The organism is Deltaproteobacteria bacterium RIFCSPHIGHO2_02_FULL_44_16, assembly GCA_001798185.1.
Classification (GTDB): domain Bacteria; phylum UBA10199; class UBA10199; order 2-02-FULL-44-16; family 2-02-FULL-44-16; genus 2-02-FULL-44-16.
In genome coordinates, this window is record MGRM01000028.1 from 79,749 (window position 1) to 106,203 (window position 26,455).

Sequence of the window (26,455 nt, forward strand, 5' to 3'; positions counted from 1 at the left end):
GTTCGTATGAAGTGGTTGGGGTTTCTGGTTGTCTCTTTTTTTACTCTCATGTCGGCGCATGCGGAAGAAATTCGTTCGGTTTATGTTGAACAAGATGATCAATTTTTTCAAACTTCTGATCCTCTTTCGCAGGTTTGGAGCGATGTCCACGAAACAAAGGTGATGCTTTTCCCGCAGAATATTGCAACCCCGGGAATGATGACAGGAAGTGTGATGCATGCTCACGTGAAAACAGTGCACAATGACACATGGTTTGCGGTGAGGCTTGAGTGGAAGGATGCGACGCGCGATGTTCACCTTGAAACCGATCTTTCTTCTGATGCCTGCGCTGTGCAACTGCCGCTCAAGAGTGTTGAAAAAACCTCGCCGTTTATGGGAAATAAAAATCAACAGGTGGCAATTTTACACTGGAAAGCTCTTTGGCAAGAAGACATTGAAAAGGGATATCAAGAGGTCAAGGATCTCTACCCCAACACATGGACCGATACCGATCGATTTGGAAAATCTGTTGCTATTGACGCAAAGAATCCCGTTGCGCTGCAGAAGAGAAAAGTGCCGGTCGAAGAACTTCTTGCCGAAGGTTTTGGAACATTAACAACACAGAAAAAACAAAATGCCCTTGGGCGAGGCGTGTGGAAAGATGGCGCCTGGCATGTTGTTTTTGTTCGCAAATTGAAAACGGGTGACAAACAGGATCCGATACTTAAAAGCGGAATTCCGACATCACTCGGGTTTGCTGTTTGGGATGGATCACATGATGATCGGGGAGGACGTAAAAACTATGCTCCATGGATTGCTCTTACACTCGAGGGGAAAAAATGAACCACCAAAAAGATATCTATCACTTGTATCTTGCATCTGATCTTTATCGACTCCTTGCGCTTGCCTTTGATGCGCCATCCAAGCAACAGTTCGAGACGATTGAGACTCTTCTTGATGATATCGGACACGAGGTCCATCAGCCAGACATTGCTCAATGTTTACAGGACCTTCAACGTGCAGCAAAAGCAGAATCTGCAACTGTAGAAGCTGAATACAACCGGCTCTTTGTCAATCAGGTGCTTTGTCCGCCGTGCGAAGGGAGTTATCATCTCGCGGAACGAGGACCAATTCTTGGAGATATCACCGCATTCTATCGCGCTTTTTCTCTCGAGACTGTAGAGCAGCAGGGACCTCCCGATTCCATACGCATGGAGCTTGGGTATATGAGTTTCATGGCGCTCAAAAGAATAAGCGCTCTTGAGGGTCGTGATGATGACGCTGCTGACATTACCAAGGTTGCAACGATGCGTTTTCTGATGGATCATCTCGGACGCTGGGGATTTCTTTTTGCTGATCGTCTCTTGGCGTCGACCACGCATATGTTTTATCAAACATCTGCAAAACTTTTAAAAGTATGGTTTGAATGCGAAATGAAATTCTATGATCTTTCACCACATCCTTTGCCCCTAAAACTTTTGTCGTTTGAAGATGAGGAAAGTGTTCAATGTCATTTGTAAAACGATTTTTTTTCGCGCAGCTTTTTTGTGCAGTTTTTTTTGCCTCACCATTTCTTTTTGCTGAAGTTGAAGTGAAAGAAGAAAAACTCTTTGTGGGGGGCGAGCTTCGCTTGCGCAATGAAAACCAGATCAATTTTGCTTCCTTTGTGCCGAGTCGTGCAAGTGTCGATGACGATGCTTTTGTGTTACTCCGCGCCCGGATGAGTCTCCGCGCAAAGCCGGTCGATGCCGTGCAATTATTTCTGCAACCGCAATTTTCACGAACTTTTGCTCAGGAAGAGTCAACGGTCGCAAATGGGACCGCCATTGATGATCTTGATTTGCATCAAGCATACGTTGATCTCAACATCAAAGAGACTCCTCTTTTGTTTCGACTTGGCCGACAAGAACTTTTGTATGGTGATGAGCGCCTGATCGGAAATTTTGACTGGTCTAATGTCGGCCGCTCTTTCGATGCGATCAAGATGCGGCTCCAATGGAAAAAATACTGGATCGATACGTTTGCAAGCTGGATTCAGCGTGCTGGAGGCAATCAATATTTTGGTGGAGTCTATGGTCATATCGATTTGCACGACGCGCTTTCAGCGGAAACGTTTGCGCTTTTACTTCGCGACAATGATGGAGGTCTCGGCGGGGGAGCATTGACGCTTTACACGCTTGGAACCCATTTTTTTGGGCATGTTTCGTCGTGGGATTATGCCTTACAACATGCATTTCAAGTGGGGACATCGGGAAATAGTTCAGTATTTGCCTATGCCGGCCATCTTCACGGTGGTTATACTTTTGATGTTCGAGTGAAACCACGTGTTGGTGTCGAATACAATATTGCCTCTGGCGATGACGATCCTGCAAACGGGAAAGTCAAAACCTTCAACAATCTTTTTCCGACGAATCACAATAAATATGGCTATGTGGATCTTGTTGGCTGGCGTAATATCCACAATCCTCGTCTTTCATTTGGGATCAAACCACTTGCGTCGCTTCAGCTCTTGCTCGATTACCATCTTTTTTTCCTGATGGAACCGGCCGACGGTCTCTATCAGGCAAGCGGCGCGCAGCTTCGGGCCGGAAATGCAAATGCTTCCCGATTTGTTGGCCACGAAATTGATTTTTTAGCGAAATATGCGTGGAATGAATATGCCGATTTTTTGGTTGGGTACTCTCTTTTTAAAACCGAACAGTTTTTCAGTGATACCGGCCTTGGGAAGACTGCCCATTTTTTCTCTCTTCAAACAACGGCGCGCTTCTAAAAATATTTTGAAGTGTTGCCCTCTGTCTTCAAATAAGATAAAAGAGATGAAACTTCAAAGGAGGAAGCATGATCGGATTACTCGCAGGGTGTGGTGGGTTTGGTTTTGGATACGGTGCTTATATTGCAGTTGCGTTACTGCTGATGGCGCTTGCAGGAGGAATGTGTGTTTGCGCAAAAGCCAATTGTCAGGAAAATGCATCGTGCAAAAAGTGCGGAAAGTTTATGGGCTGGTTTATCGTCATTGTTGCGTTTCTTTCCCTTGCTTGTCTTGCCTACCGTTGCGTTTCGCAATGTGGAAAAGGGAGCGCTGGCGATTTCTGTCCACGTTCACACATGCAATCCGAAACTCCAGCACCAACGAATTAAGTATTTTTACGGATATCATCGCATGAAATGCCGGCATTGGTTGACAACTGATCAATGCCGGTTTTTTATGCTCTCATGAATCGTCTCGCCCATGAAAAAAGTCCCTATCTTCTTCAACACAAAGACAATCCGGTCGATTGGTATCCTTGGGGCGATGAAGCGTTTGAAACATCACGACGCGAAAACAGACCGATTTTTTTGAGCATCGGATATTCTACGTGTCACTGGTGTCATGTGATGGAGAAGGATTCGTTTGAGACCAAAGAAGTTGCCGATGTTTTGAATCGATATTTTGTCAGCATCAAAGTCGATCGGGAAGAGCGTCCTGATGTTGATCAGATCTATATGGATGCAGTCGTCGGAATGCTCGGACATGGAGGATGGCCGCTTTCAGTCTTTCTTACTCCCGATTTGAAACCTTTTTATGGCGGGACCTTTTATTGGAAAACACAATTCCTCCAGCTCCTGCAGGCTCTTCATGAAGTATGGAAAGGCGACGAGCCACGTATTCGTGCATCAGCAGAAAGTATGCTTGCGCATTTTCAACAAAAATTAACGTCGAAAAACGGAAATATTCCCAACGAAAAAATTTTTGCGCATCTTCTCAAACAATATGAACAGTCTTTTGATGCTAATCATGGCGGTTTTGGAAGGGCTCCAAAGTTTCCTCAAAGCATGGCGTTGTCACTTCTCTTGCGAATTGATCGCTCTCCAGGAAAGGGCGAAGCCCCTCTTCAGATGGTAGAGACGACACTCAAAAAAATGGCGTATGGTGGAATGTACGATCATCTCGGTGGAGGATTCCATCGTTATTCCACTGATGATCAGTGGCTTGTTCCGCATTTTGAAAAAATGCTGTATGACAATGCACTTCTCGTTGTTTCCTATCTTGAAGCATATCAACTCACGAAAAATGAAATGTACGCTTCTGTTGCGCGTGAAACGCTGGATTATATTTTGCGCGACATGACCTCTTCGCAGGGAGGCTTCTTTTCTGCAGAAGATGCGGATAGTGAGGGAGAAGAGGGGAAGTTTTATGTCTGGACAAAACAAGAACTCAAAAATATTCTTTCTCCCGAAGAGTTTCGTTTGGTGGAAAAAGTTTATGAGATTACAGAACAAGGAAATTTTGAACATCACACGAACATCCTGAGCATGTCGAAGGATGTCAATTGGTCGATCAAACAGGATCCCTTTCTCCAGAGTGCACATCAAAAACTTTTTGCCGTTCGTAAAAAACGTATTCATCCTTCCAAAGACGATAAAATTCTAACGAGCTGGAATGGCCTCATGATTTCAGCAATGGCAAAAGGGTATCAGGTGTTGGAAGATGAGCGATATTTGAAAGCAGCGCAGCAGGCCGCTTTGTTTCTAAGGAATACATTATATGTAGGGGCGAGCGGTGCTCGCCCGGGCGACTGCCAGTCGCCCCTACGACGTCGTTATCGTGATGGAGAAGCAAAATTTAGCGCGACACTCGAAGACTATGCGTATCTTATTTCCGGACTCATTGATCTCTACGAATCTGATTTTAATGCTCAATGGATTGAGTGGGCACTTCTTTTACAAAAAGAGGCGGAAGCCTTTTGGGATGAAGAAGAAAAAGTTTTCTTCTCTGCTGATCCACGCGCAACAGATTTAATTGTTCGTAAAAAAGATCTGCACGATGGTGCAATGCCATCGGCAAATTCGATCAGTATTCTCAATCTTCAACGTCTTTATGCTTTGACCTTCAAAGAAAACTATCGAGAAAAAGCGGAGCAGATGCTTCAAGCGCTGGGTGAGGTGATGATCCGTCATTTGCGAGGTTTTGAATCAGCTTTTATTGCGCTCGATTTTTTCTTGGCTCGACCCAAAGCAATCGCGATTGTGGGAGAGAAAGAGAGCTCTTCCACCAAAGATTTTCTTCGTTACCTTCGCACCCATTTTCTTCCGAACAAAGTGGTAGCGTTAGGAGAAGGAGTTGAGCTTACAAAGGCTCGTCCCATGCTCGATGGCAAAACAGCATTTTATATTTGTGAAGGAAATGTTTGCAAAAAACCAACTACTGATCTCGAAGAGGCAAGGAAGCTTACCAATAACTGACTGTCAGTTATTGGTATTCAGCGATTGCTGACTCTAAAAATAAAGTTGCTTCTTTGCTTAGCGCTAAGTAATATAGGTTCATGAATACACGTCAACTTGCTAAAATTTTAGGTCGTCGAGGAGGGAGGGCTCGTGCCAAGAGCTTGTCTGGAGAGGAGAAAAGGAAAATAGCTTCTCTTGGTGGGAAATCTCGGGCTAAGTCACTTCAAGCAGCAAGGCATGTGAGGGAAAACTTTCGTTATCTCGAAACCATACAGGTGTTGGGAGCACGTAATCGCAAAATAAAACGTCTCAAAAATTTTAAGGGACGTCTTCCTGGAATTTATGTCTGATGCATCAAATTATCTTGAGGATGTAGGAATTATTCTCGATAAACTTGAAGATGTGGGATTCAGGCCGATTCTCGTTGGCGGAATGGCTCTAGCTCTTCTTGGATCTCGACGTGTGACACGCGATTTTGATTTTTTGATTTCCAACCCAGAAGATCGTCTTCAAGCACTGGTCGATATTTTTTATCAAAACGGATTGGAATTAGCGGCTCGAGTAGACAAAAATGGAGAGATTACAGCAACGATTGAGAATCGTCGAGTTGCCGTACTTCGGCTTCGTATGGATAAACCTTCAAGTATTTATTTTTTCAATCCCACGACAGGACTTCGCATCGATCTCCTCTTCGATTTTCCTCTGGCTGCGTCTGAACTGGCAAAACGTGCTCAAAAGATAAAAGTTCAATCATATATCTTTTATGTGGCATCTGAAAAAGATCTCCTGAGATTAAAAGAAATTGCAAAGTTAGATCGCAATTCTCCCTTTGATGCTCAAGACATCGCTTTTCTGAAAGCGCGGAGAAAAAAACCAAAACTGTAAATTATATTTGAGGAATACCTTGTTCTTCTGCAGAAGAAGTCTGTGCTTGAGATGGTAAACGTATTCCATACAATTTTTCAGCGCATTGAATGACTTCACGATAACGATGAGGAAAAATATTTTCCGCGTCATTTGTCATGAGAATCGGAATGGGAAAAAATGAATTGAACATTGCAGCAGCAGCATTTGACGATACTAACATGCGCAGTCCTCGCTGCGCATCCCACGCATAATCAAAGGTGCCATCATCATCAATATCAAATTCAAAACGATCGCCATGGATTCGAAGAGTGATGTAATCATCAGGAGAGAGAGTGTCTTTCCCTTCGCAACCGCTTCCAAAGAGTGTTCCAACATCGATCAAGAAGGAGGGTAATCCGAGAAGTTCAAACGAGGAGAGGTACACAGACCAGTCGGCCAGATCAAAGGGGACACGAACCGTCGAGATCGACGAAGGATTCGTCATACTTCTTCTATCGGCACGGCCTCAAAAAGGTTTCTCGGTTTTTAGTGTTTTAAATTGCAGATTGCAAAGAAAAGTTTCCTCACGATACGGTGCATTTATGGTTTCCCTTGCCGAAAAAAACTGTATCTCCTGTAAAGGAGGCGTGGCTCCTCTCAAGGGCGAAGCCCTTCGGCTACTTCAGTGCGATCTGGGAAATAACTGGAACATTGTTGAAGATCATCATCTTGAAAAAGAGTTTTCTTTCAAGAATTTTAAAGAGGCACTCGCCTTTACTAATAAGATTGGTGCTCTTGCAGAAGAGCAAGGTCATCATCCCGATGTTTTTCTGTCATGGGGAAAAGTGAAAATTCACATCTGGACGCATAAAATTGATGGTTTAACTGAAAACGATTTTATTCTGGCAGCCAAGATTGATCAGCTTTGACCAGTCTTCTTCTGCTTATTCGTAATGTGTCCACATTCTGATGATTTTGATAATTTTTTCTTCTTTGTAAACCTGATAGACAAGTCGATATTGAATATTGATGCGACGGGAGTAAGCACCGGTTAAATCACCAAGAAGTTTTTCGTACGGTGGCGGAGTTTGAAATGGATTTTTTTCCAGTAGTTGAAGAAGTTTTTCTGCTTGTGATTTAAGCACGGCGTATTTGATTTTGAGAGCGTCTTTTTGAGACTGTTTTGTATAGACCAGTTTCCACATCTACCATTTCAACTTTCGCGAACATTTGCTGAGAGGAGTTGCGAGCCCCTTTTTGATCGATTCTCGCATTTGAGGCATAGAAGTCAGATAAAGCGTTTCCTGAATCGATTTCCAATCTTCCTCTGAAACCAACACGCCATTATTTCTCTTTCCCGTGATGAGTACGGGCTCGTGCGATTCTGCAACGTCGTCAAGGAGACGATAGAGATCACTTCTCGCTTGGCTGGCTGTTCTGCTACCCATAAAATCTCCTCTCGGAAGAGATCGTACGTTATTACGTACGTCATGTCAATGAGGATTTTTGATGATAGGCAACCTTTTTCATCTTCATCCGATAATCCTTATGGAGGATGTATGGGATTACTCAATATTGATACCGCATTCCTTGCAGGTTTTCGGGGCAAAGCTTTTGCAGAAACGCTCCGAGTCACATTTCGTCCGCTTCAGTCTCAGAAGGATCCTGTAGTCGTCGAGCTCGGAGCGCAGGGGACGGTATGGACCGAGGCAGATAAAGGTGGAATGGCCGTTCAGTTTCTTGCGGGTCTTCGAATTCAACCCTTTTCATTTGGCTATCTTGCTTTCTGGTTGGGCGTTGGCGGTGGAGCCAATGAAAGAGATACAGGACATGCCCTCTCTTTCGCGGGGCGAGTTGGCTTTGATATATTTCACGACATTCTTTCTGGTGAAATTGCTCTCAGTCACGAAGTTTTTAATCACGGTCCAAATACTATGGTGAGTAACACTCAAGCTCTTACCGGCTTTGCCTTTCATATCGATCTGTAATCTTTTCATTTCTTGAAGAGAAGTACTTGCAATTCCCCACAACATCTTTAAAGAACTCTTCTTATGAACGACCCAAAAATCAAAAAACTTTATCGCCAATGCTATGAGCAGATGCGGACCATTGCGATCCTTGGTGACACACAACAACTTCTCGGCTGGGATCGTGAAACCATGATGCCCAAAAAAGGGGCTGCCAATCGTGCCGAACAAATGGCGGTCATGACAGCTCTTCTTCATGAACGCGCCACCGCGCCAGAGATTGGAGAAACGCTTCAGACTTTAAATGCAGCGACGAATACACTTTCAAGTGGAGAGCGTGCCAACGTGCGCGAATGGTTGCGCGACTATGAAAAAATAGTAAAAATTCCAAAAGCATTAGCCACTGAAATTTCACGTACGACATCTCGTGCACACGATGTTTGGATTGAAGCGCGGCAGAAAAAAGATTTTTCTCTCTTTGCTCCATGGCTCTCTAAAATTATCAAACTCTCGACAGAAAGAGCAGAAGCTATTGGATACACTGGCTCACGTTATAATGCTCTTCTCGATGGATTCGAACCATACATGACAGTGGATGAGCTCGATCCGATTTTGGATGATGTTCGTCGTCACACTCTTTCTTTTCTCGAAGCTATTTGTCATTCCACGATAAAAGCGAAGACTTCATTTCTACATAAACGTTATCCTATTCCACAGCAGGAAGCTGTCAGTCGCATGATTATGGAGCGAATTGGACTGACATCAGATGGGACTCGTCTTGATCGAGCTGTCCATCCATTTTGCAGCGGAGCACATCCTGATGATGTTCGTATGACGACACGGTATTCTGAAATAAACTTCCCACAGTCGATATCGACGGTCATGCACGAAGGGGGACATGCGATCTATCAACAGCAGCTCGATATTCAGCATTTTGGAACCCCCCTTGCTGATCCTATCTCGCTTGGTATTCACGAATCGCAATCCCGCACATGGGAACATTTAGTTGGGAGCAGTTGGGCTTTCACTTCGTTTCTGTTTCCGAAATTGAAAAAACTTTTCCCGCAGCAACTTCAATATGTGAAGGCGCGTGATTATTATAAAGCTGTCAATTCAGTACAGCCGAGTTTCATTCGTGTTGATTCCGATGAAGTGACGTACAATCTCCACATTGTGCTTCGTTATGAACTTGAACGAGGATTATTTGAAGGAAAGATAAAGGTGAAAGATTTGCCAGCGCTCTGGAATGAAAAGATGAAAAAATATTTAGGTATTATTCCTCACAATGATGCTCTTGGGGTTCTTCAAGATACGCACTGGTCCTGGGGAGCTTTTGGATATTTCCCAACCTATACGCTTGGGAATCTGTATGCTGCACAATTTTGGACAAAAATTCAGAAGGATCTTCCAGATATTGAAGATCAGATACGCAAAGGAAAGTTTCAACCTTTGCGCGAATGGCTTCGTAAAAACATTCACACGCACGGGCGTCGTTATAGTGCAAGTGAACTGGTGAAGCGTGTGACGGGGAAGCCGTTGTCATCGCAATATTTTGTTGATTACATCAAAAAGAAGTACGGTGAGATTTATGACATCTCTTTGTAGAGTTCATTTCAAAACATTACTCTTTGTAACGGGTCCTGCCGCTTGCGGTGTTCTGGTCTCCCGCATAACACGGGAACCCTCCAGAACAACCTCCAGCGTCACCCGTATCTCATCAGTTTTGAAATGAACTCTACTGAAGGGCTTTCACGATGAATGTTGATCAATTAGCAATAAATACAATACGCACCCTTTCGATGGACGCTGTCCAAAAGGCGAACTCGGGCCATCCAGGAACACCAATGGCGCTCGCACCTCTGTCGCATCTTCTCTGGAGCCGTTTTCTTCGTTTTAATCCTGAAAATCCCCATTGGTATAATCGCGATCGCTTTGTTCTTTCCTGCGGGCATGCATCAATGTTGCTCTATGCGCAGCTTCATCTCGCGGGTTTTGATCTTCCATTGGAAGAGATCAAAAATTTTCGCCAGTGGAAAAGTAAAACTCCAGGCCATCCTGAATATGGCCATACTCCTGGTGTAGAAACAACCACCGGACCTCTTGGACAAGGGTTTGGAAATGCAGTCGGGATGGCGATTGCAGAAGCGCATTTGGCTGCAAAGTTTAATCGAAAAGATTTTCGTATCGTTGATCACGAAACCTATGTTCTCTGCAGTGACGGCGATCTCATGGAGGGAGTGGCTTCTGAAGCGGCCTCACTTGCGGGTTTCCTCAAACTCGGAAGACTGATTGCCTTTTATGATGACAATAAAATTACGATCGATGGTTCCACGGATCTTGCCTTTGGAGAAAATGTGGGGAAACGATTTGAAGCATACGGATGGCATGTGGAACATGCGGATGATGCGAATGATTTGGGCAAATTAGAGAGAGCTCTTCAGAGTGCAAAAGAAGAAGGGGCGAAGCCCTCGCTGATTATTGTTCGATCTCACATTGCCTATGGCAGTCCTAACAAACAGGATACATCTGCGGCGCATGGCGCAGCGCTTGGAGAAGAAGAGGTAAAACTCACAAAGCAAGCGTACGGTTGGCCAGATGAGACGTTTGTTGTTCCAGAAGAAGTGAAAAGTTTTTACGAAAAAGTTGCTGCTGAAGGAATGAGAAAAGAAGAGAAGTGGAAAGCTCTTTTTGATCGGTATCGAAATGAATATCCTGAACTTGCTGCTGAATGTGAACGTGTGATGCAAGGGAAGCTTCCGGCGAATGCAGAAAAAGAATGGCCTCAAATCGATACGACAAAAAATCCAGCGACACGAAGTGTGTCGCATTCCCTTCTTCAACACGCTGCGAAAATTTTTCCTGAACTCATTGGAGGTTCGGCTGATCTTGCCGTTTCTAATTTAACGTTCGTCAAAGAGGAAAAAGATTTTTCATCGCAGTCACGTGAAGGACGCAATCTTCATTTTGGCATTCGCGAACATGGAATGGCAGCTATCGTGAATGGAATCGCACTGCATGGTGGACTTCTTCCGTATGCGGCGACATTTCTTGTTTTTACTGACTATATGCGTCCCTCCATTCGGCTTGCCGCTCTGATGAATATTCCGACACGCTATATTTTTACGCACGATTCCATTGGTCTCGGAGAAGATGGGCCTACCCATCAGCCAATCGAGCATCTTATGTCGTTGAGGATGATTCCCAACATGACGGTTATTCGCCCCGCTGATGCAGCAGAGACGCTTGGCGCTTGGAAGTATATGACGATGTATCGAAAGGGACCGGTGGCGCTTGTGCTGACGCGCCAGGGAGTGCAGCATCTTTCAACGACTTCAGCAGAGAATGTGGAAAAAGGAGCCTATGTCGTTGCAGAAACAAAAGGAAAAGAGCTTACGCTCATTCTTGTTGCCACAGGTTCTGAAGTATCACTTGCGCACGAAGCTTTTTTACAATTAGAGCAAGATGGCATTGGAGTTCGTCTCGTCAGCATGCCGTCGTGGGAACTTTTCTTTCAGCAATCAGAGTTTTATCAACAAGAGATTTTCCCAGATCATGTGCCGCTTCGTCTCTCCATTGAAGCAGGGACAACCTTTGGATGGGAAAAAGTTGTTGGTGAACGAGGTGATTCCATTGGCCTTGATCACTTTGGAGCAAGCGCTCCCGCCAATATTCTTTTCGAGCAATTTGGATTTACAGTTAGCAATATTGTCACCCGTGCAAAAAAGCTCTTGAGTTCGTCTTTTTCCTGAAGATAATACCTCCACTATTTATTCCACATCATCAAAAGGGGGAAATATGCACAAATGTCCAAGTGTGAAGTGTTTTTTTACCGAGTGTGACTGCTGGTGCAAAATGTCATGCGTGCTCGGAAGTTTTGTTCTTTTGTTGTTGCGTCTCTATTTTGGTTGGCATTTCTTGATGGCAGGGAAAGGGAAGTTTATGAATACAGAACAAGTGACGGGATTTTTTACCAATCTCGCCATTCCTTTTCCTCACATTATGGTCTACGTCGTTGCTGCCATTGAAATGATTGGCGGAGCTTTTTTATTGATCGGTTTAGCTGCCCGTTTCGTTTCAATTCCTTTATCAGTGACGATGATTGTCGCATTTTTTACGGCACATCTGGAAGCCGTGAAAAATATCTTCAAAGATCCTGAAACTTTTTTTGCGCAGGATCCATTTCTCTTTTTACTGACGACACTTTTGGTTCTCTCTTTTGGGCCGGGAATGTTTTCCATCGATTATGTGATCAAAAAGAAATGTTGCCAGAGTGATGTCGGTTCTTCAGGAACAAAAACAAGTTGTTGTTCATAACAGTTCGTTTCTGTTTGTGTCATGGTGATGCAGGGAAGCAGAACTGATGTGCTTGTGGGGGATTCATGAAGCGATCATATAAAGGTGCAGTAGTTGCAGCAGCAGTGGCAGGTTTTTTCTTCGCGGGAAAAGCAATTGCGGATAACACCCAACCAACGACAACAGCAAAAACAGAAACCACCGCAAAGGTAAAATGTTTCGGGGTCAATGAATGTAAAGGTCATAGCGAATGCGCAGGCGCAAAAAATGGATGTCATGGACAAAATGGATGCAAAGGGCAGGGTTGGGAAATGATGAAAAAAGAAGATTGTGTAAAAAAGGGTGGAACAGTTAAGTAAGGAACAAATGGAATTTCCTTTTTTAGGTTTTGGCGTCGGCCTCCGGACCACGCATTATAGTCATATCTTGGAACACTGGCCTCAAATCGATTGGTTTGAGATCATTTCCGAAAACTATATGGTGGACGGAGGCCGACCTCTTTATATCCTCGAACAAGTTCAAGAACGCTATCCGCTGGTCATGCATGGAGTTTCACTTTCGATCGGCTCAACAGATCCGCTGAATAAAGATTATCTGAAACGTCTCAAAAAACTGGCAGATGTGGTGAAACCAAAATGGATTTCAGATCATCTCTGTTTTGCGTGCACTGGCGGGCATAATTCTCATGATCTCTTGCCACTGCCTTATACCGAAGAAGCAATTACGCATGTGGCAAAACGGATTCAACAAGTCCAAGATCATCTGGGGTGTCAGATGCTTCTCGAAAATGTTTCGAGCTATATGGAATACAAGCATTCCACGATGAGTGAGTGGGAATTTTTAAAAGCGATTGTGGAAGAAGCAGATTGTAAAACGCTTCTGGATATTAATAATATTTATGTGAGTTCTGTGAATCATTCTTTTGATCCGATGAAGTTTATCTCTGCGATTCCACCAGATCGCGTCAAACAGTTTCATTTAGCAGGACATACGGAATATGAAACGCACTTGCTCGATACCCATGATCACGAAATTAAATCTGAAGTGTGGAAGCTCTACACCAAAGCGCTTGAACGTTTTGGAAATATTTCAACGCTCATTGAGTGGGATGATCATATTCCTCCCTTTGAAGAGTTGAAATCGTCCGCAGATAAAGCAAAAAAACTTTATGAAGCCTATGCACACGCTCGAACAAACACAGAAACTGGTGTGGCAGCTCATCTCTGATCCTCATGGCGTTCAAGCTGCAATACGAAAGCTTGCTTTATGCGAGCTTCCCATTCAGGGTGATCACCGTTTAAGCGCTGAGGAGCGGCTCGATATTTATGCGCAGATGTATTTTTTTCGTCTGCTCAATTGCCTTCAAGAAGATTTTCCAGCTGTGAGAGCATTTCTTGGCTCTGAATCTTTTGCGCATGTGGTGGCGAATTATGTTGGAAGCTTTCCATCAGAACACTGGTCGCTTCGTTATGCAGGTGCAAGACTTCCCGATTTTTTGAAGAGTACGGAATATCATCAGATATCGCCTTTTCTTTCTGATCTTGCTCGTTTTGAATGGCAACTTTTAGATGTGATCGATGCTCCTGATGCAAAACTTCTTTCGCAAAATCGCTTGGCAGAAATTTCTCCTGAGATGTGGGAGAAAATAAAATTTTCTCTTCTTCCTTCATGTCGTCTTCTTTCTCTTTCATGGGAGACGGCGCCTCTTTACGAAGGGCTGCGCCCCTCTCTGGGGAGTACAGTAGAAAAAGAAGAAATCATGACTCCAGTAAAACAAGAAGTGACGTATCTCATATGGCGTCCTCAGTTTGACGTGAAATATCGTGTGGTTGACGGTCTTGAGCATGAACTCCTCGCGCTCCTTCACAATGGGGTGACGTTTGGGGAACTCTGTGAAAAAGCATATGACGCTCTTGGGAATGTTGGAGTGACCAACACTGCGCAACTATTGCAAGGCTGGATTAAAGATGGTTTGTTAACGAACCTTGATGAAGCGTTCTATTTCAAAACTGACAAATGATTGGGGTGGCACCGACGACGGATCCCAGGGGTGCCCCGCGTTAGCGGGGAGGTGGAACGTCGGAGGTGACAGGACCCGTATCAGAAAATGTTTTGAAATAGAACTCTTATAACAAGTTTATTGACAATCGTCCCTGTTCTCTCTTATGCATCCCCTGTATCTGAAAGGAGTCCATTATGTTTGCAGCTTCAGGTTGTGGTTCGTGTGGTTGTCACTCTGCGGAGGAGACACCAAAAGTAGAGCAAAAAGAGACAGCACCTCTTGAGGGCGGAACGCTTACGATTACCGCAAAAGCGGGTGAAAAGGTGAAAGGCTTCATGGATCAAATGCCAGGAGCCCAGGGAAAATTGTTGCGCATTGCGATTCGTGCAGGTGGCTGTTCAGGCTATTCCTATGATTTTGTTTTTGATGCGAAACGCGAAGGGGATCAAGAATTCCCAGCTGGCGATGTTTCTGTCATTGTTGATTCCATGAGCATGAAGCTTTTAAATGGAAGCACCATTGATTATCTTGAAACCATGCAGGGTGCTGGTTTTGTGGTCGAAAATCCAAACTCGAGCGGTGGCTGTGGTTGCGGTTCATCTTTTTCAGCTTAACAAATGTGAAAGATGTTTATTCAAGAGCCGACATTTTGTCGGCTCTTTGTCATTCATACGATGTCATTCCTGCGAAAGCTTCTGGATCCCCGCTTTCGCGAGGATGACATCCTAAAAGTTAATTATTCTATGATCCTCATTCTCGATAATCTCGATTCGTTTACCTTCAATATTTCTCAAGAGACGCGAAAGTGTGGGTATGAATGTGTGGTGAAGCGAGCTTCTGAAACTTCGCTCGCTGATATTGAAAAACTTTCACCTCAAAAAATTATTTTTTCTCCAGGTCCTGGTCGACCATCAGATCATCCTTTTATGTATCAGGTGATGGAATATTTTTCGGATCGCATTCCCATCTTAGGGATTTGTTTAGGAATGCAGGCGATGAATGAATTCTTTGGCGGAACCATTTGTAAAGATGATCGACCCATGCATGGAAAAACAAGTTCCATTTTTCATAATGACTCCATGCTTTTTCACGGTATTCCTTCTTCCTGCGAAGTCGCTCGTTACCACTCTTTAAAAATCGATCAATTGGCCACGTCTTTTATTTTAACGGCGTGGACGGCAGATCGCATTCCTATGGCGATGTCCCATCACACAAAAAATCTTTATGGCGTCCAATTTCATCCTGAATCTTTTCTGACGCCTTATGGAAACCAGATGCTCCTGAATTTTTATCGATCATGAAGATTCCGCAAATTCACGATATTCAGATAACTCCTCTTTCGTTGAACTCGATTTTTGAATGTATTCCTCAGCGAGATGAAATCTTTGCGCTTTTGAAAACATCAGGGAAAATTTCCGGACATGGTTTTTCGCTTTTGGGAATGCATCCTTATCTTATTGCTCGCGCCAAAGGTCGACGTTGCTCTCTTGAAACAGCACATGGAATTGAATGGTGTGATGAAGATCCATTTCAATTTCTCCAAAAAATTTTTGATGCTTCTCATTTTGACCTCGATGAATATCTTCATTTTTGTGGCGGTGCCATCGGAGCCTTTTCGTATGACCTCAAAGAGATGATCGAAGAGATGCCATCATATGCACGTGAGGATGTGAACCTTCCAGATCTCATCTTCGTCTTTTTTCGAAATTATGTATTGTTTGATGAAGTAGAGCGCAAAGCATGGAAGATTGAAGTTATTGTAAAGGACCATGAACCATGCACCATGAACCATAAAATATGGAAGAAGACTGATGCAGATTCTTTGCGAAACGAGAGATTCTTTCGCAATGCATCCCGGGATCTCTCAAGCTTCAGAGAGACGGAGTCTCAGAGGGTAAGTGAGAAAGAATGTCGAGTTGAGCATAAAGAACTCTCTTCAAACTTCACCGAAATTGAGTACCTTCATGCCGTAAAAAAAATCATTCACCACATTCACGAAGGGGACATCTACCAAGCCAATATCTCTCAACGTTTCGGGGCTGCCCCCTTTTCTGCAGATTCCTTTTTGCTTTTTCGAGTTCTTGAAGAAATAAATCCAGCACCCATGATGGCGTATCTGCAGTTTCCAGAAGCGACGCTTATCAGCACGTCGCCGGAACGGTTTTTAAAGCGAGAGGGAACGCGGGTGATAACCTCTCCAATTAAAGGGACGCGTCCACGAGGGAAAACTGATGATGAAGATGAAAAATTACAAAGTGTTCTCTGGAACAGCAGTAAGGATGGAGCTGAGCTCGCAATGATTGTCGATCTGATGCGCAATGATCTCGGAAAATTGGCGATCCCTGGCAGTGTGAAGGTCACTGATCCAAAAAGAATTGAAGCTTATACGAATGTCTTTCATCTCGTGGCAACGATTGAAGCTCAACTCGATCCTTCGATTTCATCTTTTGATGTTATTCGCTCCTGTTTTCCCGCCGGATCGATTACAGGTTGTCCAAAGTTACGTGCCATGGAGATGATTGAAGGCATAGAACCGGTAAAACGAGGCTTTGCCTATGGCAGTCTCGGTTATGTGGCATTCAATGGCGATTTTGATCTTAACGTCGCGATTCGTACAATCATTATGAAAGAGCGAAAGCTCTTTTTTCATCTCGGAGGGGGGATTGTTGCTGATTCGGATCCAAAACAGGAGTATGAAGAGACCCTTCAAAAGGGAAAATCGATGTTTGAAATTCTAAAAAGGATAAATATATGACTTCCTTACCAGGTTTTTTTGAAACCCTTCGATATAAAGAGGGTAAGATCGAATACTTCAAGGAACACATGAAGCGCCTTGAAGGCGGAATAAAACCATTAGAAATAGAAGCGAAACCTGCTGATGTTGAAAAAGAAATTCGAGATCAACTTCAAAAGAAGGGTTTAGAGCGAGAATTATGTCGCATTCTTCTTGTGGTCACCAAAGAGAAGGCCGAAGTTTTGGTCGAAAAGTATGTTCCCTTTCCCCGTGAGCTTTACGTGAAAGGGGTTACGCTTACCCAAACTTCTCACCCAGATCCGAGCGGATCGGCCCATCTGAAACGGTATGATCGGCAGGGCTATAATGAAGCCATGCAATTGGCGGAGCAGAAAGGATGTGTCGAGTGTTTGTGTCATGCTCAGGGACGTGTTCTTGAATGTAGTAAAGCGAATGTCATTGCTCTGTACGATGGGCAGATCGTGATTCCTTCTCGAAAAGACTTTCGACTTCCCGGAATTATGGAACAGAAAGTTCTTGAGCGATACAAAGGAAAAGTAATGGAAGGAAGGATCGCTTGGCCCCTTGTTCCAAACATGCAGCTCTATATTACGAGTTCCCTCAAAGGGCTGATGCCCGTGAAACAGGTTGATGAGAAAATATTGACCATCAATAAAACTTCTTCTCTTTATAAATTGATTCCAGAGTTTTGGCCATTTTCTTAAATAAGTGCCGTGCACTTAAATGAAAAAATTCTCTCTTTAAATGCATTTTTCTCTCAATTAAGTGCACGGCACTTATTTCAAAATTGACATTCATCGACTCCTTCGTTCTAGTCTTTCTATGCACCGCATTGTTTCTCTCATCGCCAGCAGTACTGAAATCATCTGCGCCTTAGGGTGTCGTGATCAGATGGTCGGTCGATCGCATGAATGCGATTACCCGGAATCAGTCAAAGCTCTTCCGTGTTGTACCGAAGTCAAATTTGGAACGCATGGAACAAGTTACGAAATTGACCAACGCGTCAAAGCGATTGTCCAGGAAGGGCTCTCTGTTTATCGCGTCAAAGGAGAGATGCTGAAACATTTACGCCCTGATGTGATTGTGACCCAAACGCAGTGTGAAGTGTGTGCGGTGAGTCTCAAAGATGTCGAAGCAGCGACCTGTGAACTCATGGGCGCTGATCTAAAAGTTGTCTCATTAGAGACCAACTGTCTCGCCGATTTATGGCGCGATATCAAAAAAGTCGGAGCTGCGCTCGATGTTGAGGAGAGAGCTGAGAAACTTATTGAATCCCTTCAGCAGCGCATTCGAAATATTGAAACCCGTGTTGCTGATGTCAGCCGAAAACCAACTGTCGCGTGTATCGAGTGGATTGATCCTTTAATGAGTGCTGGCAACTGGATGCCGGAACTCGTAGAGCTTGCTGGTGGTGTGAATCTTTTTGGCATTGCCGGAAAACATTCTCCCTGGATGACATGGGAAGAACTGGTTCAAAAAAATCCCGATATCATTATAGTGCTTCCGTGTGGTTTTGATATTCCCCGCACGCTTGAAGAGATGCATCTTTTACGCGATCGCAAAGAGTGGAAAGCGCTGCGCGCTGTTCAGGTAGGACAAGTCATCATCGCGGATGGCAATCAATATTTCAATCGCCCCGGCCCACGACTTGTTGAGTCGCTCGAGATCCTTGCCGAAATTTTTCATCCCGATATGTTCGCTTTCGGACATGAAGGAACTGGCTGGAAGCGTTTTCTTTTTTAGCGCAACTTTTAATGGTTTTCTTTCGATAATGACGGAAACCATCATGGTGAGGGATGTATTAAGGAGGTCTTTATGTTCAGTGCAGGAGATAAGTTTCTTATTCAATGTCGCAGTGTTCAAGTAAAAGTAGGTGAAACTGGCTATGTCGAAGCGATGTTCACGCCAAGAGGAGATGAAAAAGTTGAAGGAGCGAAGTTATCTGAAATTCGAAAAGACCTTATTGGGAAAAGCGTGGAAGCTGTATGGAAGAGTGGAAAATATGCAAGAACGAATAACATTAAACATGGAAACGCAGGAATCTTTGATCCAAACGTGAAAAAAGCAGCAGAGGTTGCTCTGAGATCGCTTGAAACTGCCGTGGTTACAGCATGCGAAGTCGGGAACGATTTTGTGTTTCGAGGTTTTGAACCATCAGGAAGTGTGCAAACTTTTGCTGCAAATTTTGGAGATTATGACGATTCTCCACAAAAAGTTCGTTTCTACATTCCTTATCAAGAAGGAATGACACCAGCTCAAATTTCAGCAGAACTTATGCTTGCGGCGAAGAAGGCTGAAAGTGAATATGGAAAACTCGTTGGTGAAACTGATTAATCAACTCTTGCAAGAAGCAGAAAACATTCTCGCCCTATAGTGCTTTAACTTTTTAAATATGTCATCCTCGCGTAGGCGGGGATCCAGTGTTTTCAATATTTTCTGGATTCCTGCTTTCGCAGGAATGACACCATACTCACGCAAAGTTAATTTGGTAAAAAAGACACAAAATGACTTGCATCTTTTCAGTAATCCAGCTCTTTTCTCGACATGATTCTTTATAAGGGAGTGTTGAAAAATACCATCTTTGTCATCCCCGCGCAGGCGGGGATCCAGAAAGGTTAAACATCTGGATTCCTGCTTTCGCAGGAATGACATAGATTCTAAAAAGATCTTTTTGATGTGAAGATGCTAAAAAAGAGCAAAGATGATGAACAAAGATAAAGAAAAAAAGCGTGGGAAAAATGGAATCGTGAGAACCCGCCGATGAAGTTAACACCGGAGCAAGTATTGACTTGGCTCGATCAAGTTCGTGCTTTTATGTTTGAGGTCTGGGAAAAAAATCCGGAACTTCGAAAAAAATACGAAAATCTAAGAAAAGGATAGTTCTTTAAAGAGCATCAGAATGTTGAATATATTGTTCAAGCGAATTGATTGGCTCATTGCGCATGATGGTGAACGAGACAGTCTCCTCCAAAGCATTTGTGATCTCTTGAAAGAGAAAATTTCACACTACCATTGGGTCGGGTTTTATCTGGTTGATCCCCAAAAATCAGATGAACTTGTGCTTGGTCCTTATGCAGGAGAGCCGACGGATCATACGTGCATTCGCTTTGGACAGGGGATCTGCGGTCAGGCGGCTCAAACCAAAAAGACCTTTGTGGTGGCAGATGTGTCAAAAGAGACGAACTATCTCTCTTGTAGTGTGAAAGTAAAATCAGAAATCGTCGTTCCCATCATGAAAGATGGAACTATCGTGAGGACTCGATATTGACTCCCATCAACTTTCGGCATTTACTTCAAAAGATCGAGAATTTTTAGAAAAGATTTGCGCCAAAATAAGCAGTTTTTTTTAAGAACACGTTTGAAAATGCCGCAGACCAAAAGGTGCCAGAAATCTGCCAGACACCTTTTGGCTCATAAACCATGAAACGATTTTTAATCTATCTACTTGGTGTTTGCATTGGAGCAGTCTTTGTATGGAAATATCCCCTTATGAGGAGAAATGTGATGTCATTCTCAGAAACTTCATTGCATCGTGTGTTAGAGCAAGATTACGGCTGGCTCAATACCTCTCGACCGCTCAAAGCCGAGGATTTCAAAGGTCGCATTCTTCTTCTCGATTTTTGGACCTACTGTTGCATCAACTGTCTTCACGTGATTCCCGATCTGAAAAAACTCGAAGCAGAATTTGGCGAGCATCTCACCGTGATCGGAGTTCACTCTGGAAAATTTTTCAATGAACGCGATGAAGACAATATTCGCGCTGCTGTGCTTCGACATCATATCGAACATCCAGTTGTGAATGACGCACCATTTCGCATTTGGAAAAGTTTTGGCGTACGCGCGTGGCCAACGCTTGTGCTTTTAAATCCCGAAGGAAGAATCGATCGCATCTATTCTGGCGAGGGACATCTCAACGAACTTCGTGACGATATTGGGCGACTTCAGAAAGCATATACCGGAGGTTACAATATCGAACCTTTGCCTTTGAATCTCGAGGCAAATAAAAAATCTCCCTCGTTCCTGAAATTTCCAGGAAAACTTGCGTATGCTCCAGATCGAAAACTTCTTTTTGTTTCTGACTCAAGTCATCATCGAATTTTGGGAATGACGCTTCAGGGAGAGATTCAACTGGTTATCGGAGAAAAAGAGAGCGCGGGATGGAAAGAGGGGAGTTTTTCTGAAGCACGTTTCAATGGACCTCAAGGACTTTTGTATGTGCAGAATATTCTCTATGTTGCGGACACGGAAAATCATCTGCTTCGAAAAATTAATTTGAATACACAAAAAGTAACGACGATTGCTGGTCTTGGAAAACAGGGATTTGAACGAGAGGTCGAAGGAAATGATGCCCTTAAAACTCCACTGAGTTCCCCGTGGGATCTCGAGCTTTCACCTGATGAAAAAGAAATAATAATCGCGATGGCTGGCACACATCAACTCTGGGGATATCACCGAGAAAGAGCGCAGCTCCGTGTGATTGCTGGAAATGGAATCGAATCGATGGATGACGGTCGTTATCCTCACAATTCTCTCTCTCAACCGAGCGGCATTTCGAGATTAGGAAAGAAATTCTATTTCGTCGATTCTGAAACGAGTTCTCTTCGTGTTTTGGAAGATGGTCGCATTACGACTCTTATCGGTACTGGCCTTTTTGATTTTGGTTTCAAAGATGGGAAAGGGAAAGAGGGGCAGCTCCAACATCCTCTCGGAGTTTTTGCCGATGAGAGTGGAGTGTATATTGCCGATAGCTATAATCATGCGATTCGACGTTATGATCCAGCAACACAGAAAGTTGTCAACATCACCGGGAAAGGTGTTTCCGGTTTTTTTGATGGTGGTTGGGGGTATGCTCTTTTTCAAGAGCCAAACGATGTGATCAAAATTGGTGATCAGCTCTTTGTGACGGATACCAACAATCATCTTATTCGCGTTATTGATCTTCAGAAAAAAACTGTTCGGACCCTTGAGCTTTCGTTGCCGCAAACAACAAGTATTTTGTGCACTGAAGCGGAATGTATACCAAGAGATCAATCTTAAGGAACCTCTGAAAAAGTAACCGCTCATGCTGAGCCTGTCGGAGCGTAAGCACGGAACTCCCTGATTTTTCATGTCGTCCTTCGACAGGCTCAGGACGAGCGGAGGATTATCCGGCTTTTTTCAGAGGGTCCTTTAAGAAAAATAATCATCTTTCAAAAAGTCCTTATCTTTTTTCTCAATCTGAGAAAAATTTTCGGATTTGTTTCCACTCTTTGAGAGGCGTACAATAAAGGCCGAGAGAGGGGGGTTCGGTCATGCGAGGTTTTACACTCCTAGAGGTGATTGGGGTTCTCTCGCTCTTTTCGATTTTGGCTCTCACGCTGGTGACTTCATTTCAATTCGATCCAACTCGATTGGAGCTTGCAGAAGAACGACTCATCAATGACCTGCAGTACGCAAAATCTCTTGCCATGAGCCGTGGCGGAAGATTTGGTATTTTTTTTGAACCTGCTTTTGAGCGCTACACCGTTTTTCAAACATCGATCGCAACGCCTGTTCTCGATCCTGCAAATCGTGCGCAAAATCTTGTCGTGAATTATTCCACTGACATCCATTTCTCGGGTTTAAATTTAGTCAGTGCGACTTTTGGTGGAAGCGCCACTCTTCTTTTTGATGCGCAAGGAACTCCGCGGAGTGGAAATGGAAATGCTCTGACCACTACGGGAACAATTGTGATTTCAAATAGTGCAGGGACCGCCAGTATTACGGTAAGTCCTGAAGTCGGGAGGATTGTCGGTTTATGAAATGCGTCAAAGGGTTTACCCTTATCGAAATGATTTTGATCATTCTCATTCTTGGAGTGAGTATTCCTCCAATGCTGGTTGCCTTTGCGAGCCTTCAAGAAAGACAAGCGGATCAAAATCCTGTTTTAATTGCAACGTACTTAACGCAACAACAACTCGAACAAGCAGTGATTCGAAAAACTTTTGCACAAGTTGCATCCCAAGGCCTGACTGCGTTTGCCGCTCCCTTTGATACCTATCGATATCAGACAAATGTTTCGTATGTCGCACAAAATAATTTAGATGTTTCAGTTGATCCAACCGTCACCAACTTTAAACGAGTGGAGGTCATTGTCACGAATACGACGATTCCCACTCTCAATGTTCGATTAGTAACGCTGGTCACCAATGTGGGGAGTTAAATGAAAAACCGACGAGAACAAGGTTTTACGATTATTGAAATGGTGGCGTTGTTGGTGATGACGACGACGGCGCTTTTATTTCTCTATCACATTACTTCATTAACGCTCGAATCAAAACGTTTGCAAATCGTTGCGCGTGAACTTGGACGCGATACTTCTGAGACTTGTTTTCGTTTTTCTCAGGAAAGTCGCACGGTCAGAAGTAATATCGATTTGCTTATAGCGACAAATAATGAAGTTCGTTTTATCAATACAACGGGAACGACGATTCGATATTGGCTCAGTGGAAATAATTTAATGCGAAACAATCAGATTTTACTCGATCAGATGAATGCTCTGAATTTTACCTACTACGATGAGAACGGAACTCAAATTGCGAATCCGACCATCAATCCTGCTTCCACCAATGTTCGATCAGTTCGCATGAATTTGACCGTTCAACGTGAAGGAAAAAATTTGAGCATGATGTCAGAAGCGCAGTTACGAAATGTGAAATAAGAAGGGAGTGACCGTGTTTTCTTTCGGCGATCAAAAAGGGATGTCGACCGTGGTGGTTATCACCATGTTGATGCTTTTGTCGCTTTTTACTTCTGTTGGAACTCAACTTGTTTCCAAAGATTCAGAGAAAACGAGTGGGCTTCTTCAGTCGGAACGTGCGCTCTATGCTGCGGAAGGCGGACTTCGTATGGCGCAGTATACCCTCAAAAATAGTTGGACCTCTTGGAATAATGCGGCGTCATTTCCTCAAACAAGTTTTGCAGGAGGATCTTTTGATGCCACCGTTACCGATGATAGTGATGGTGATTGGAATAATAATCTGGACAGCAATAATAAAGTCATCGTTACGGTTCAAGGAAGCATGGGGAATGCGACTCGATATATTCAAGCGACTGTCAGTCGCTATAGTTCTGCGTTTGGCAATGCTGTTTATACAGAGCAGACATTGAATGTGGATGGCAGCGCTCATGTGTATGGACCGGTAACACAAAATGGAAGCGCGATTCCAGTTCTGGACGTTGCTGCTGCCATCGCTGCTGCTCGCGCGAATACCTCAAATGGATTTGCTGCGCGTCCCGATGGAAACTATTTTCAAGGTGATTTTTCTGCCAATCCTTCTTCACTCAATGGTGTTATCTTTATTGATGCTCATGCTGATGGTTCTCCTGCAGACGTCAATTTAAGCGGAAATGTAGATACTACCAGTGGATCGGCTATTTTCATTGTCATGGGAGATGTGCATGTCTCCGGCAATGTCACGTATGATGGTCTCATTTATACGACAGGAGCTGTCGGTCTCGACGTGACCCTTACGGGAAATGTGGGGATAGCAGGCGGTGTTATTAGTTCAAATGACGTGAATCTTTCCGGAAGCGTAGTGCTGGAGTATAGTCAAGGTCACATGGTGAATTCATTGACGACAAGTCTTTTTTTGTCGGGGGTGAATCCTTCCACGCAGTCTTGGGCTGAAATTTTTCCTTAAAATAAGTTGTTGAAAAAGTCCTATCTGCTTCGTTGCCTTCCTCAGCGCTCCTTGCGACGTACTTTTCAGTACGTCTCAGTCGGCTTCGTCTGGCTGCCTTGCATCTGGTCCTTTTTGAACAACTTATAAAAAGATTTGAGTTATTGATTTTTCCATGTCTCTTATCTACCTAGAGGAGCATCTATGACATATCAAGTCTTAGCACGAAAATATCGGCCTCAGACGTTTTCAGAAGTGATTGGTCAGGAACATATTACCTCGACACTTCAAAATGCCTTAACTTCCAAGCGCATTCATCATGCCTATCTTTTCACAGGCGCGCGTGGAATTGGAAAAACAACGGTAGCTCGTCTGTTAGCAAAAGCTCTCAATTGTGAAGTCTCTTCTGCGATTGAACCCTGCAATCAATGCCGTTCCTGCCAAGATATCACCTCTGGTTCTTCTCTTGATGTTCAGGAAATTGATGGAGCTTCGAATACGGGTGTGGATGATGTACGCGAAATTCGCGATCGTGTTCAGTATCTCCCCTCTTCAGGAAAATATAAAATTTATATTATTGATGAAGTGCACATGCTTTCGACCAATGCTTTTAATGCGCTTCTGAAAACATTAGAAGAACCACCGGCCCATGTCGTATTTGTTTTTGCAACGACTGAAGTTCATAAAATTCCGGCAACGATTCTTTCCCGTTGTCAGCGTTATGATTTTCGCCGCATTTCTGTCAGTAAAATTGTTCAAGCTCTGCAGATGATCGCTTCTCGTGAAAAGATAAACGTCCAAGAAGATGCTCTTCAACTTCTGGCTCGCGAAGCTTCAGGAAGTATGCGCGATGCGGAATCTCTGTTTGACCAGGCCATTGCTTTTTCAGAGGGCGATATTTCAACGTCCCGTATTCAATCAATGTTGGGATTTCTCGATCGTAAGCGACTTTTTGAAATGATTGAAGCGGTCATTGATCGAGAGCCTCAGCGAGGTCTTCTTTTTCTCGAAGAGATGTTTAACGAAGGACTCGATCTTTCACGACTGACGTTTGATTTTCTGGAAATGTTTCGACATCTCCTTGTTCTCAAAAGTTGCGGAGGAGAAGTAACGCTTTTAGATTTACCTTCTGAAGAAATTGAACGTCTCCGTTTTCTTGCTTCAAAAAGAGATGTTGATGAACTTCAGCAACTTTTTACGTATGTCTATCGCGCCAGTGATGATATCGCGCGTTCTTCTTTTCCAAAACTTCTTTTAGAAATTCTCCTTCTTCGTCTCTGTCGTGTTGAGCCGGTGCGACCGATTGGAGAATTAATGGAAAAAATAGAACAGTTTATGGAAAGTCGCGAACCAGCACCTTCACCAAAAAAAATTGAAGAGGCTGCCCGCAATTGGCCAGAATTTCAACGTTGGCTTGTGGCGAATGAACCTCGGATGGCTTCATTGCTGCAACATGCGGTCGATGTGGTGAGAGAAGGAGAGAATGTAAAACTTTCATTTGAGAACTCACTCTATGCTGATATGCTTTTGGAAGAAGAGAGAAAAAAACATTTAGCACAATTATTGGAACGTTTTTTCCATCAAAAATTTTCCTTGGTGATTGATTGTCGAAAAGGAGAACAGGGAAAAAAGGGGAAAGAAGAAAAAATACGTTCTCAGGCTGTGACCAAGGAAGCTCTTGAGAGCAATGCTGTTCGCGAAGCGGCAAATATTTTAGGGGGAAGGGTGCATGATGTCAAAATCCTTTCCAAAGAATAAATGTCATCCT

Annotated in this window: 31 protein-coding genes and 1 pseudogene; 28 read left to right on the forward strand and 4 right to left on the reverse strand. The window is 43.7% G+C overall.

What is annotated here, in order from left to right; genetic code table 11:
• Window positions 1–6 precede the first annotated feature (6 nt).
• The 7 genes from A3C46_08475 to A3C46_08505 all read left to right on the forward strand — a co-directional run bounded on the left by A3C46_08475 (window position 7) and on the right by A3C46_08505 (window position 6,069).
• Window positions 7–822 carry a hypothetical protein gene (locus tag A3C46_08475; GenBank protein OGQ21413.1) on the forward strand — a complete coding sequence of 272 codons (816 nt, stop codon included), beginning with the start codon at window positions 7–9 and terminating at the stop codon, window positions 820–822.
• Complete coding sequence (locus tag A3C46_08480) at window positions 819–1,499, forward strand: hypothetical protein (protein OGQ21414.1); 681 nt, start codon at window positions 819–821, stop codon at window positions 1,497–1,499. The genes A3C46_08475 and A3C46_08480 overlap by 4 nt, the downstream gene beginning before the upstream one ends.
• The gene (locus tag A3C46_08485; protein ID OGQ21415.1) at window positions 1,487–2,749 is read left to right on the forward strand and encodes a hypothetical protein; all 1,263 of its coding nucleotides are present in this window, start codon (window positions 1,487–1,489) and stop codon (window positions 2,747–2,749) included. The genes A3C46_08480 and A3C46_08485 overlap by 13 nt, the downstream gene beginning before the upstream one ends.
• 68 nt (window positions 2,750–2,817) lie before the next feature.
• Window positions 2,818–3,117: a hypothetical protein gene (locus A3C46_08490; protein ID OGQ21416.1), complete on the forward strand. Its 300-nt coding sequence runs from the start codon at window positions 2,818–2,820 to the stop codon at window positions 3,115–3,117.
• 54 nt (window positions 3,118–3,171) lie between these two features.
• Window positions 3,172–5,202, forward strand: a complete 2,031-nt coding sequence (locus tag A3C46_08495; protein ID OGQ21417.1) for a hypothetical protein — start codon at window positions 3,172–3,174, stop codon at window positions 5,200–5,202.
• 143 nt (window positions 5,203–5,345) lie between these two features.
• Window positions 5,346–5,534: a hypothetical protein gene (locus tag A3C46_08500; protein OGQ21418.1), complete on the forward strand. Its 189-nt coding sequence runs from the start codon at window positions 5,346–5,348 to the stop codon at window positions 5,532–5,534.
• Window positions 5,527–6,069, forward strand: coding sequence for a hypothetical protein (locus A3C46_08505; GenBank protein OGQ21419.1), 543 nt, complete (start codon window positions 5,527–5,529; stop codon window positions 6,067–6,069). The genes A3C46_08500 and A3C46_08505 overlap by 8 nt, the downstream gene beginning before the upstream one ends.
• Before the next feature lies 1 nt (window position 6,070).
• On the opposite strand, the gene A3C46_08510 is transcribed toward A3C46_08505, so the two are convergent.
• Complete coding sequence (locus A3C46_08510) at window positions 6,071–6,535, reverse strand: hypothetical protein (GenBank protein ID OGQ21420.1); 465 nt, start codon at window positions 6,533–6,535, stop codon at window positions 6,071–6,073.
• A 97-nt stretch (window positions 6,536–6,632) separates the two neighbouring features.
• On the opposite strand from A3C46_08510, the gene A3C46_08515 reads away from it, so the two are divergent.
• A complete protein-coding gene (locus A3C46_08515; GenBank protein OGQ21421.1) occupies window positions 6,633–6,959 on the forward strand; it encodes a 4a-hydroxytetrahydrobiopterin dehydratase in 327 nt (108 codons plus the stop codon).
• Between the two features lie 15 nt (window positions 6,960–6,974).
• Here A3C46_08515 and A3C46_08520 read toward each other — a convergent pair whose 3' ends face one another.
• The gene (locus A3C46_08520) at window positions 6,975–7,235 is read right to left on the reverse strand and encodes a toxin of toxin-antitoxin system (GenBank protein OGQ21422.1); all 261 of its coding nucleotides are present in this window, start codon (window positions 7,233–7,235) and stop codon (window positions 6,975–6,977) included.
• Window positions 7,236–7,478: an antitoxin gene (locus tag A3C46_08525; protein ID OGQ21423.1), complete on the reverse strand. Its 243-nt coding sequence runs from the start codon at window positions 7,476–7,478 to the stop codon at window positions 7,236–7,238.
• A gap of 48 nt (window positions 7,479–7,526) precedes the next feature.
• On the opposite strand from A3C46_08525, the gene A3C46_08530 reads away from it, so the two are divergent.
• The 13 genes from A3C46_08530 (at window position 7,527) to A3C46_08590 (ending at window position 19,381) form a co-directional block, all read left to right on the forward strand.
• Window positions 7,527–8,018: a hypothetical protein gene (locus A3C46_08530; protein ID OGQ21424.1), complete on the forward strand. Its 492-nt coding sequence runs from the start codon at window positions 7,527–7,529 to the stop codon at window positions 8,016–8,018.
• A gap of 63 nt (window positions 8,019–8,081) precedes the next feature.
• Entirely contained in the window at window positions 8,082–9,602 is a 1,521-nt protein-coding gene (locus A3C46_08535) for a hypothetical protein (GenBank protein OGQ21425.1), read from the forward strand.
• A 149-nt stretch (window positions 9,603–9,751) separates the two neighbouring features.
• On the forward strand, window positions 9,752–11,746 hold the full coding sequence (locus A3C46_08540) for a transketolase (GenBank protein ID OGQ21426.1): 1,995 nt from the start codon (window positions 9,752–9,754) through the stop codon (window positions 11,744–11,746).
• A gap of 103 nt (window positions 11,747–11,849) precedes the next feature.
• The gene (locus A3C46_08545) at window positions 11,850–12,311 is read left to right on the forward strand and encodes a hypothetical protein (GenBank protein ID OGQ21476.1); all 462 of its coding nucleotides are present in this window, start codon (window positions 11,850–11,852) and stop codon (window positions 12,309–12,311) included.
• A gap of 65 nt (window positions 12,312–12,376) precedes the next feature.
• Window positions 12,377–12,649 (forward strand): hypothetical protein, encoded by a 273-nt coding sequence (locus tag A3C46_08550; protein OGQ21427.1) that lies wholly within the window; start codon window positions 12,377–12,379, stop codon window positions 12,647–12,649.
• Between the two features lie 7 nt (window positions 12,650–12,656).
• Entirely contained in the window at window positions 12,657–13,517 is an 861-nt protein-coding gene (locus A3C46_08555) for a hypothetical protein (protein OGQ21428.1), read from the forward strand.
• Window positions 13,468–14,310, forward strand: coding sequence for a hypothetical protein (locus A3C46_08560; GenBank protein ID OGQ21429.1), 843 nt, complete (start codon window positions 13,468–13,470; stop codon window positions 14,308–14,310). The genes A3C46_08555 and A3C46_08560 overlap by 50 nt, the downstream gene beginning before the upstream one ends.
• Window positions 14,311–14,627: 317 nt before the next feature.
• The gene (locus A3C46_08565; protein ID OGQ21477.1) at window positions 14,628–14,906 is read left to right on the forward strand and encodes a hypothetical protein; all 279 of its coding nucleotides are present in this window, start codon (window positions 14,628–14,630) and stop codon (window positions 14,904–14,906) included.
• A gap of 129 nt (window positions 14,907–15,035) precedes the next feature.
• Window positions 15,036–15,593, forward strand: coding sequence for a hypothetical protein (locus A3C46_08570; GenBank protein ID OGQ21430.1), 558 nt, complete (start codon window positions 15,036–15,038; stop codon window positions 15,591–15,593).
• Window positions 15,590–17,047 (forward strand): hypothetical protein, encoded by a 1,458-nt coding sequence (locus A3C46_08575; protein ID OGQ21431.1) that lies wholly within the window; start codon window positions 15,590–15,592, stop codon window positions 17,045–17,047. Before A3C46_08570 ends, A3C46_08575 begins: the two co-directional genes overlap by 4 nt.
• Complete coding sequence (locus tag A3C46_08580; GenBank protein ID OGQ21432.1) at window positions 17,044–17,751, forward strand: hypothetical protein; 708 nt, start codon at window positions 17,044–17,046, stop codon at window positions 17,749–17,751. Before A3C46_08575 ends, A3C46_08580 begins: the two co-directional genes overlap by 4 nt.
• A gap of 118 nt (window positions 17,752–17,869) precedes the next feature.
• Window positions 17,870–18,790 carry a cobalamin-binding protein gene (locus tag A3C46_08585; GenBank protein OGQ21478.1) on the forward strand — a complete coding sequence of 307 codons (921 nt, stop codon included), beginning with the start codon at window positions 17,870–17,872 and terminating at the stop codon, window positions 18,788–18,790.
• Between the two features lie 72 nt (window positions 18,791–18,862).
• The gene (locus A3C46_08590) at window positions 18,863–19,381 is read left to right on the forward strand and encodes a hypothetical protein (protein OGQ21433.1); all 519 of its coding nucleotides are present in this window, start codon (window positions 18,863–18,865) and stop codon (window positions 19,379–19,381) included.
• On the opposite strand, the gene A3C46_08595 is transcribed toward A3C46_08590, so the two are convergent.
• Entirely contained in the window at window positions 19,382–19,699 is a 318-nt protein-coding gene (locus tag A3C46_08595; GenBank protein ID OGQ21434.1) for a hypothetical protein, read from the reverse strand. It lies immediately after the preceding gene.
• A gap of 247 nt (window positions 19,700–19,946) precedes the next feature.
• Here A3C46_08595 and A3C46_08600 point away from each other — a divergent pair.
• The 7 genes and pseudogenes from A3C46_08600 (at window position 19,947) to A3C46_08630 (ending at window position 26,445) form a co-directional block, all read left to right on the forward strand.
• Window positions 19,947–20,397: pseudogene (locus A3C46_08600) on the forward strand (hypothetical protein).
• Between the two features lie 154 nt (window positions 20,398–20,551).
• Window positions 20,552–22,084 carry a hypothetical protein gene (locus tag A3C46_08605; GenBank protein ID OGQ21435.1) on the forward strand — a complete coding sequence of 511 codons (1,533 nt, stop codon included), beginning with the start codon at window positions 20,552–20,554 and terminating at the stop codon, window positions 22,082–22,084.
• A 254-nt stretch (window positions 22,085–22,338) separates the two neighbouring features.
• Window positions 22,339–22,827 (forward strand): hypothetical protein, encoded by a 489-nt coding sequence (locus A3C46_08610; GenBank protein OGQ21436.1) that lies wholly within the window; start codon window positions 22,339–22,341, stop codon window positions 22,825–22,827.
• Window positions 22,824–23,228, forward strand: coding sequence for a hypothetical protein (locus A3C46_08615; GenBank protein OGQ21437.1), 405 nt, complete (start codon window positions 22,824–22,826; stop codon window positions 23,226–23,228). Before A3C46_08610 ends, A3C46_08615 begins: the two co-directional genes overlap by 4 nt.
• Window positions 23,229–23,726, forward strand: coding sequence for a hypothetical protein (locus A3C46_08620; GenBank protein ID OGQ21438.1), 498 nt, complete (start codon window positions 23,229–23,231; stop codon window positions 23,724–23,726).
• Between the two features lie 13 nt (window positions 23,727–23,739).
• Window positions 23,740–24,708: a hypothetical protein gene (locus A3C46_08625; GenBank protein ID OGQ21439.1), complete on the forward strand. Its 969-nt coding sequence runs from the start codon at window positions 23,740–23,742 to the stop codon at window positions 24,706–24,708.
• A 183-nt stretch (window positions 24,709–24,891) separates the two neighbouring features.
• The gene (locus A3C46_08630) at window positions 24,892–26,445 is read left to right on the forward strand and encodes a DNA polymerase III, subunit gamma and tau (GenBank protein ID OGQ21440.1); all 1,554 of its coding nucleotides are present in this window, start codon (window positions 24,892–24,894) and stop codon (window positions 26,443–26,445) included.
• The last annotated feature ends 10 nt before the right edge of the window (window positions 26,446–26,455 follow it).

Bases quoted from the DNA above. Each gene is read 5' to 3' on its own strand.
- A3C46_08575 (OGQ21431.1), top strand. From the start codon at position 15,590: ATGAAGATTCCGCAAATTCACGATATTCAGATAACTCCTCTTTCGTTG.
- A3C46_08495 (OGQ21417.1), top strand. From the start codon at position 3,172: ATGCCGGTTTTTTATGCTCTCATGAATCGTCTCGCCCATGAAAAAAGT.
- A3C46_08610 (OGQ21436.1), top strand. From the start codon at position 22,339: ATGCGAGGTTTTACACTCCTAGAGGTGATTGGGGTTCTCTCGCTCTTT.
- A3C46_08485 (OGQ21415.1), top strand. From the start codon at position 1,487: ATGTCATTTGTAAAACGATTTTTTTTCGCGCAGCTTTTTTGTGCAGTT.
- A3C46_08535 (OGQ21425.1), top strand. From the start codon at position 8,082: ATGAACGACCCAAAAATCAAAAAACTTTATCGCCAATGCTATGAGCAG.
- A3C46_08525 (OGQ21423.1), bottom strand. From the start codon at position 7,478: ATGGGTAGCAGAACAGCCAGCCAAGCGAGAAGTGATCTCTATCGTCTC.
- A3C46_08580 (OGQ21432.1), top strand. From the start codon at position 17,044: ATGACTTCCTTACCAGGTTTTTTTGAAACCCTTCGATATAAAGAGGGT.
- A3C46_08590 (OGQ21433.1), top strand. From the start codon at position 18,863: ATGTTCAGTGCAGGAGATAAGTTTCTTATTCAATGTCGCAGTGTTCAA.
- A3C46_08480 (OGQ21414.1), top strand. From the start codon at position 819: ATGAACCACCAAAAAGATATCTATCACTTGTATCTTGCATCTGATCTT.
- A3C46_08620 (OGQ21438.1), top strand. From the start codon at position 23,229: ATGAAAAACCGACGAGAACAAGGTTTTACGATTATTGAAATGGTGGCG.
- A3C46_08505 (OGQ21419.1), top strand. From the start codon at position 5,527: ATGTCTGATGCATCAAATTATCTTGAGGATGTAGGAATTATTCTCGAT.
- A3C46_08515 (OGQ21421.1), top strand. From the start codon at position 6,633: ATGGTTTCCCTTGCCGAAAAAAACTGTATCTCCTGTAAAGGAGGCGTG.
- A3C46_08570 (OGQ21430.1), top strand. From the start codon at position 15,036: ATGATCCTCATTCTCGATAATCTCGATTCGTTTACCTTCAATATTTCT.
- A3C46_08545 (OGQ21476.1), top strand. From the start codon at position 11,850: ATGTCATGCGTGCTCGGAAGTTTTGTTCTTTTGTTGTTGCGTCTCTAT.
- A3C46_08490 (OGQ21416.1), top strand. From the start codon at position 2,818: ATGATCGGATTACTCGCAGGGTGTGGTGGGTTTGGTTTTGGATACGGT.
- A3C46_08605 (OGQ21435.1), top strand. From the start codon at position 20,552: ATGTCATTCTCAGAAACTTCATTGCATCGTGTGTTAGAGCAAGATTAC.
- A3C46_08615 (OGQ21437.1), top strand. From the start codon at position 22,824: ATGAAATGCGTCAAAGGGTTTACCCTTATCGAAATGATTTTGATCATT.
- A3C46_08630 (OGQ21440.1), top strand. From the start codon at position 24,892: ATGACATATCAAGTCTTAGCACGAAAATATCGGCCTCAGACGTTTTCA.
- A3C46_08585 (OGQ21478.1), top strand. From the start codon at position 17,870: ATGCACCGCATTGTTTCTCTCATCGCCAGCAGTACTGAAATCATCTGC.
- A3C46_08595 (OGQ21434.1), bottom strand. From the start codon at position 19,699: ATGTCATTCCTGCGAAAGCAGGAATCCAGATGTTTAACCTTTCTGGAT.
- A3C46_08540 (OGQ21426.1), top strand. From the start codon at position 9,752: ATGAATGTTGATCAATTAGCAATAAATACAATACGCACCCTTTCGATG.
- A3C46_08530 (OGQ21424.1), top strand. From the start codon at position 7,527: ATGAGGATTTTTGATGATAGGCAACCTTTTTCATCTTCATCCGATAAT.
- A3C46_08550 (OGQ21427.1), top strand. From the start codon at position 12,377: ATGAAGCGATCATATAAAGGTGCAGTAGTTGCAGCAGCAGTGGCAGGT.
- A3C46_08565 (OGQ21477.1), top strand. From the start codon at position 14,628: ATGGATCAAATGCCAGGAGCCCAGGGAAAATTGTTGCGCATTGCGATT.
- A3C46_08475 (OGQ21413.1), top strand. From the start codon at position 7: ATGAAGTGGTTGGGGTTTCTGGTTGTCTCTTTTTTTACTCTCATGTCG.
- A3C46_08510 (OGQ21420.1), bottom strand. From the start codon at position 6,535: ATGACGAATCCTTCGTCGATCTCGACGGTTCGTGTCCCCTTTGATCTG.
- A3C46_08520 (OGQ21422.1), bottom strand. From the start codon at position 7,235: ATGTGGAAACTGGTCTATACAAAACAGTCTCAAAAAGACGCTCTCAAA.
- A3C46_08560 (OGQ21429.1), top strand. From the start codon at position 13,468: ATGCACACGCTCGAACAAACACAGAAACTGGTGTGGCAGCTCATCTCT.
- A3C46_08555 (OGQ21428.1), top strand. From the start codon at position 12,657: ATGGAATTTCCTTTTTTAGGTTTTGGCGTCGGCCTCCGGACCACGCAT.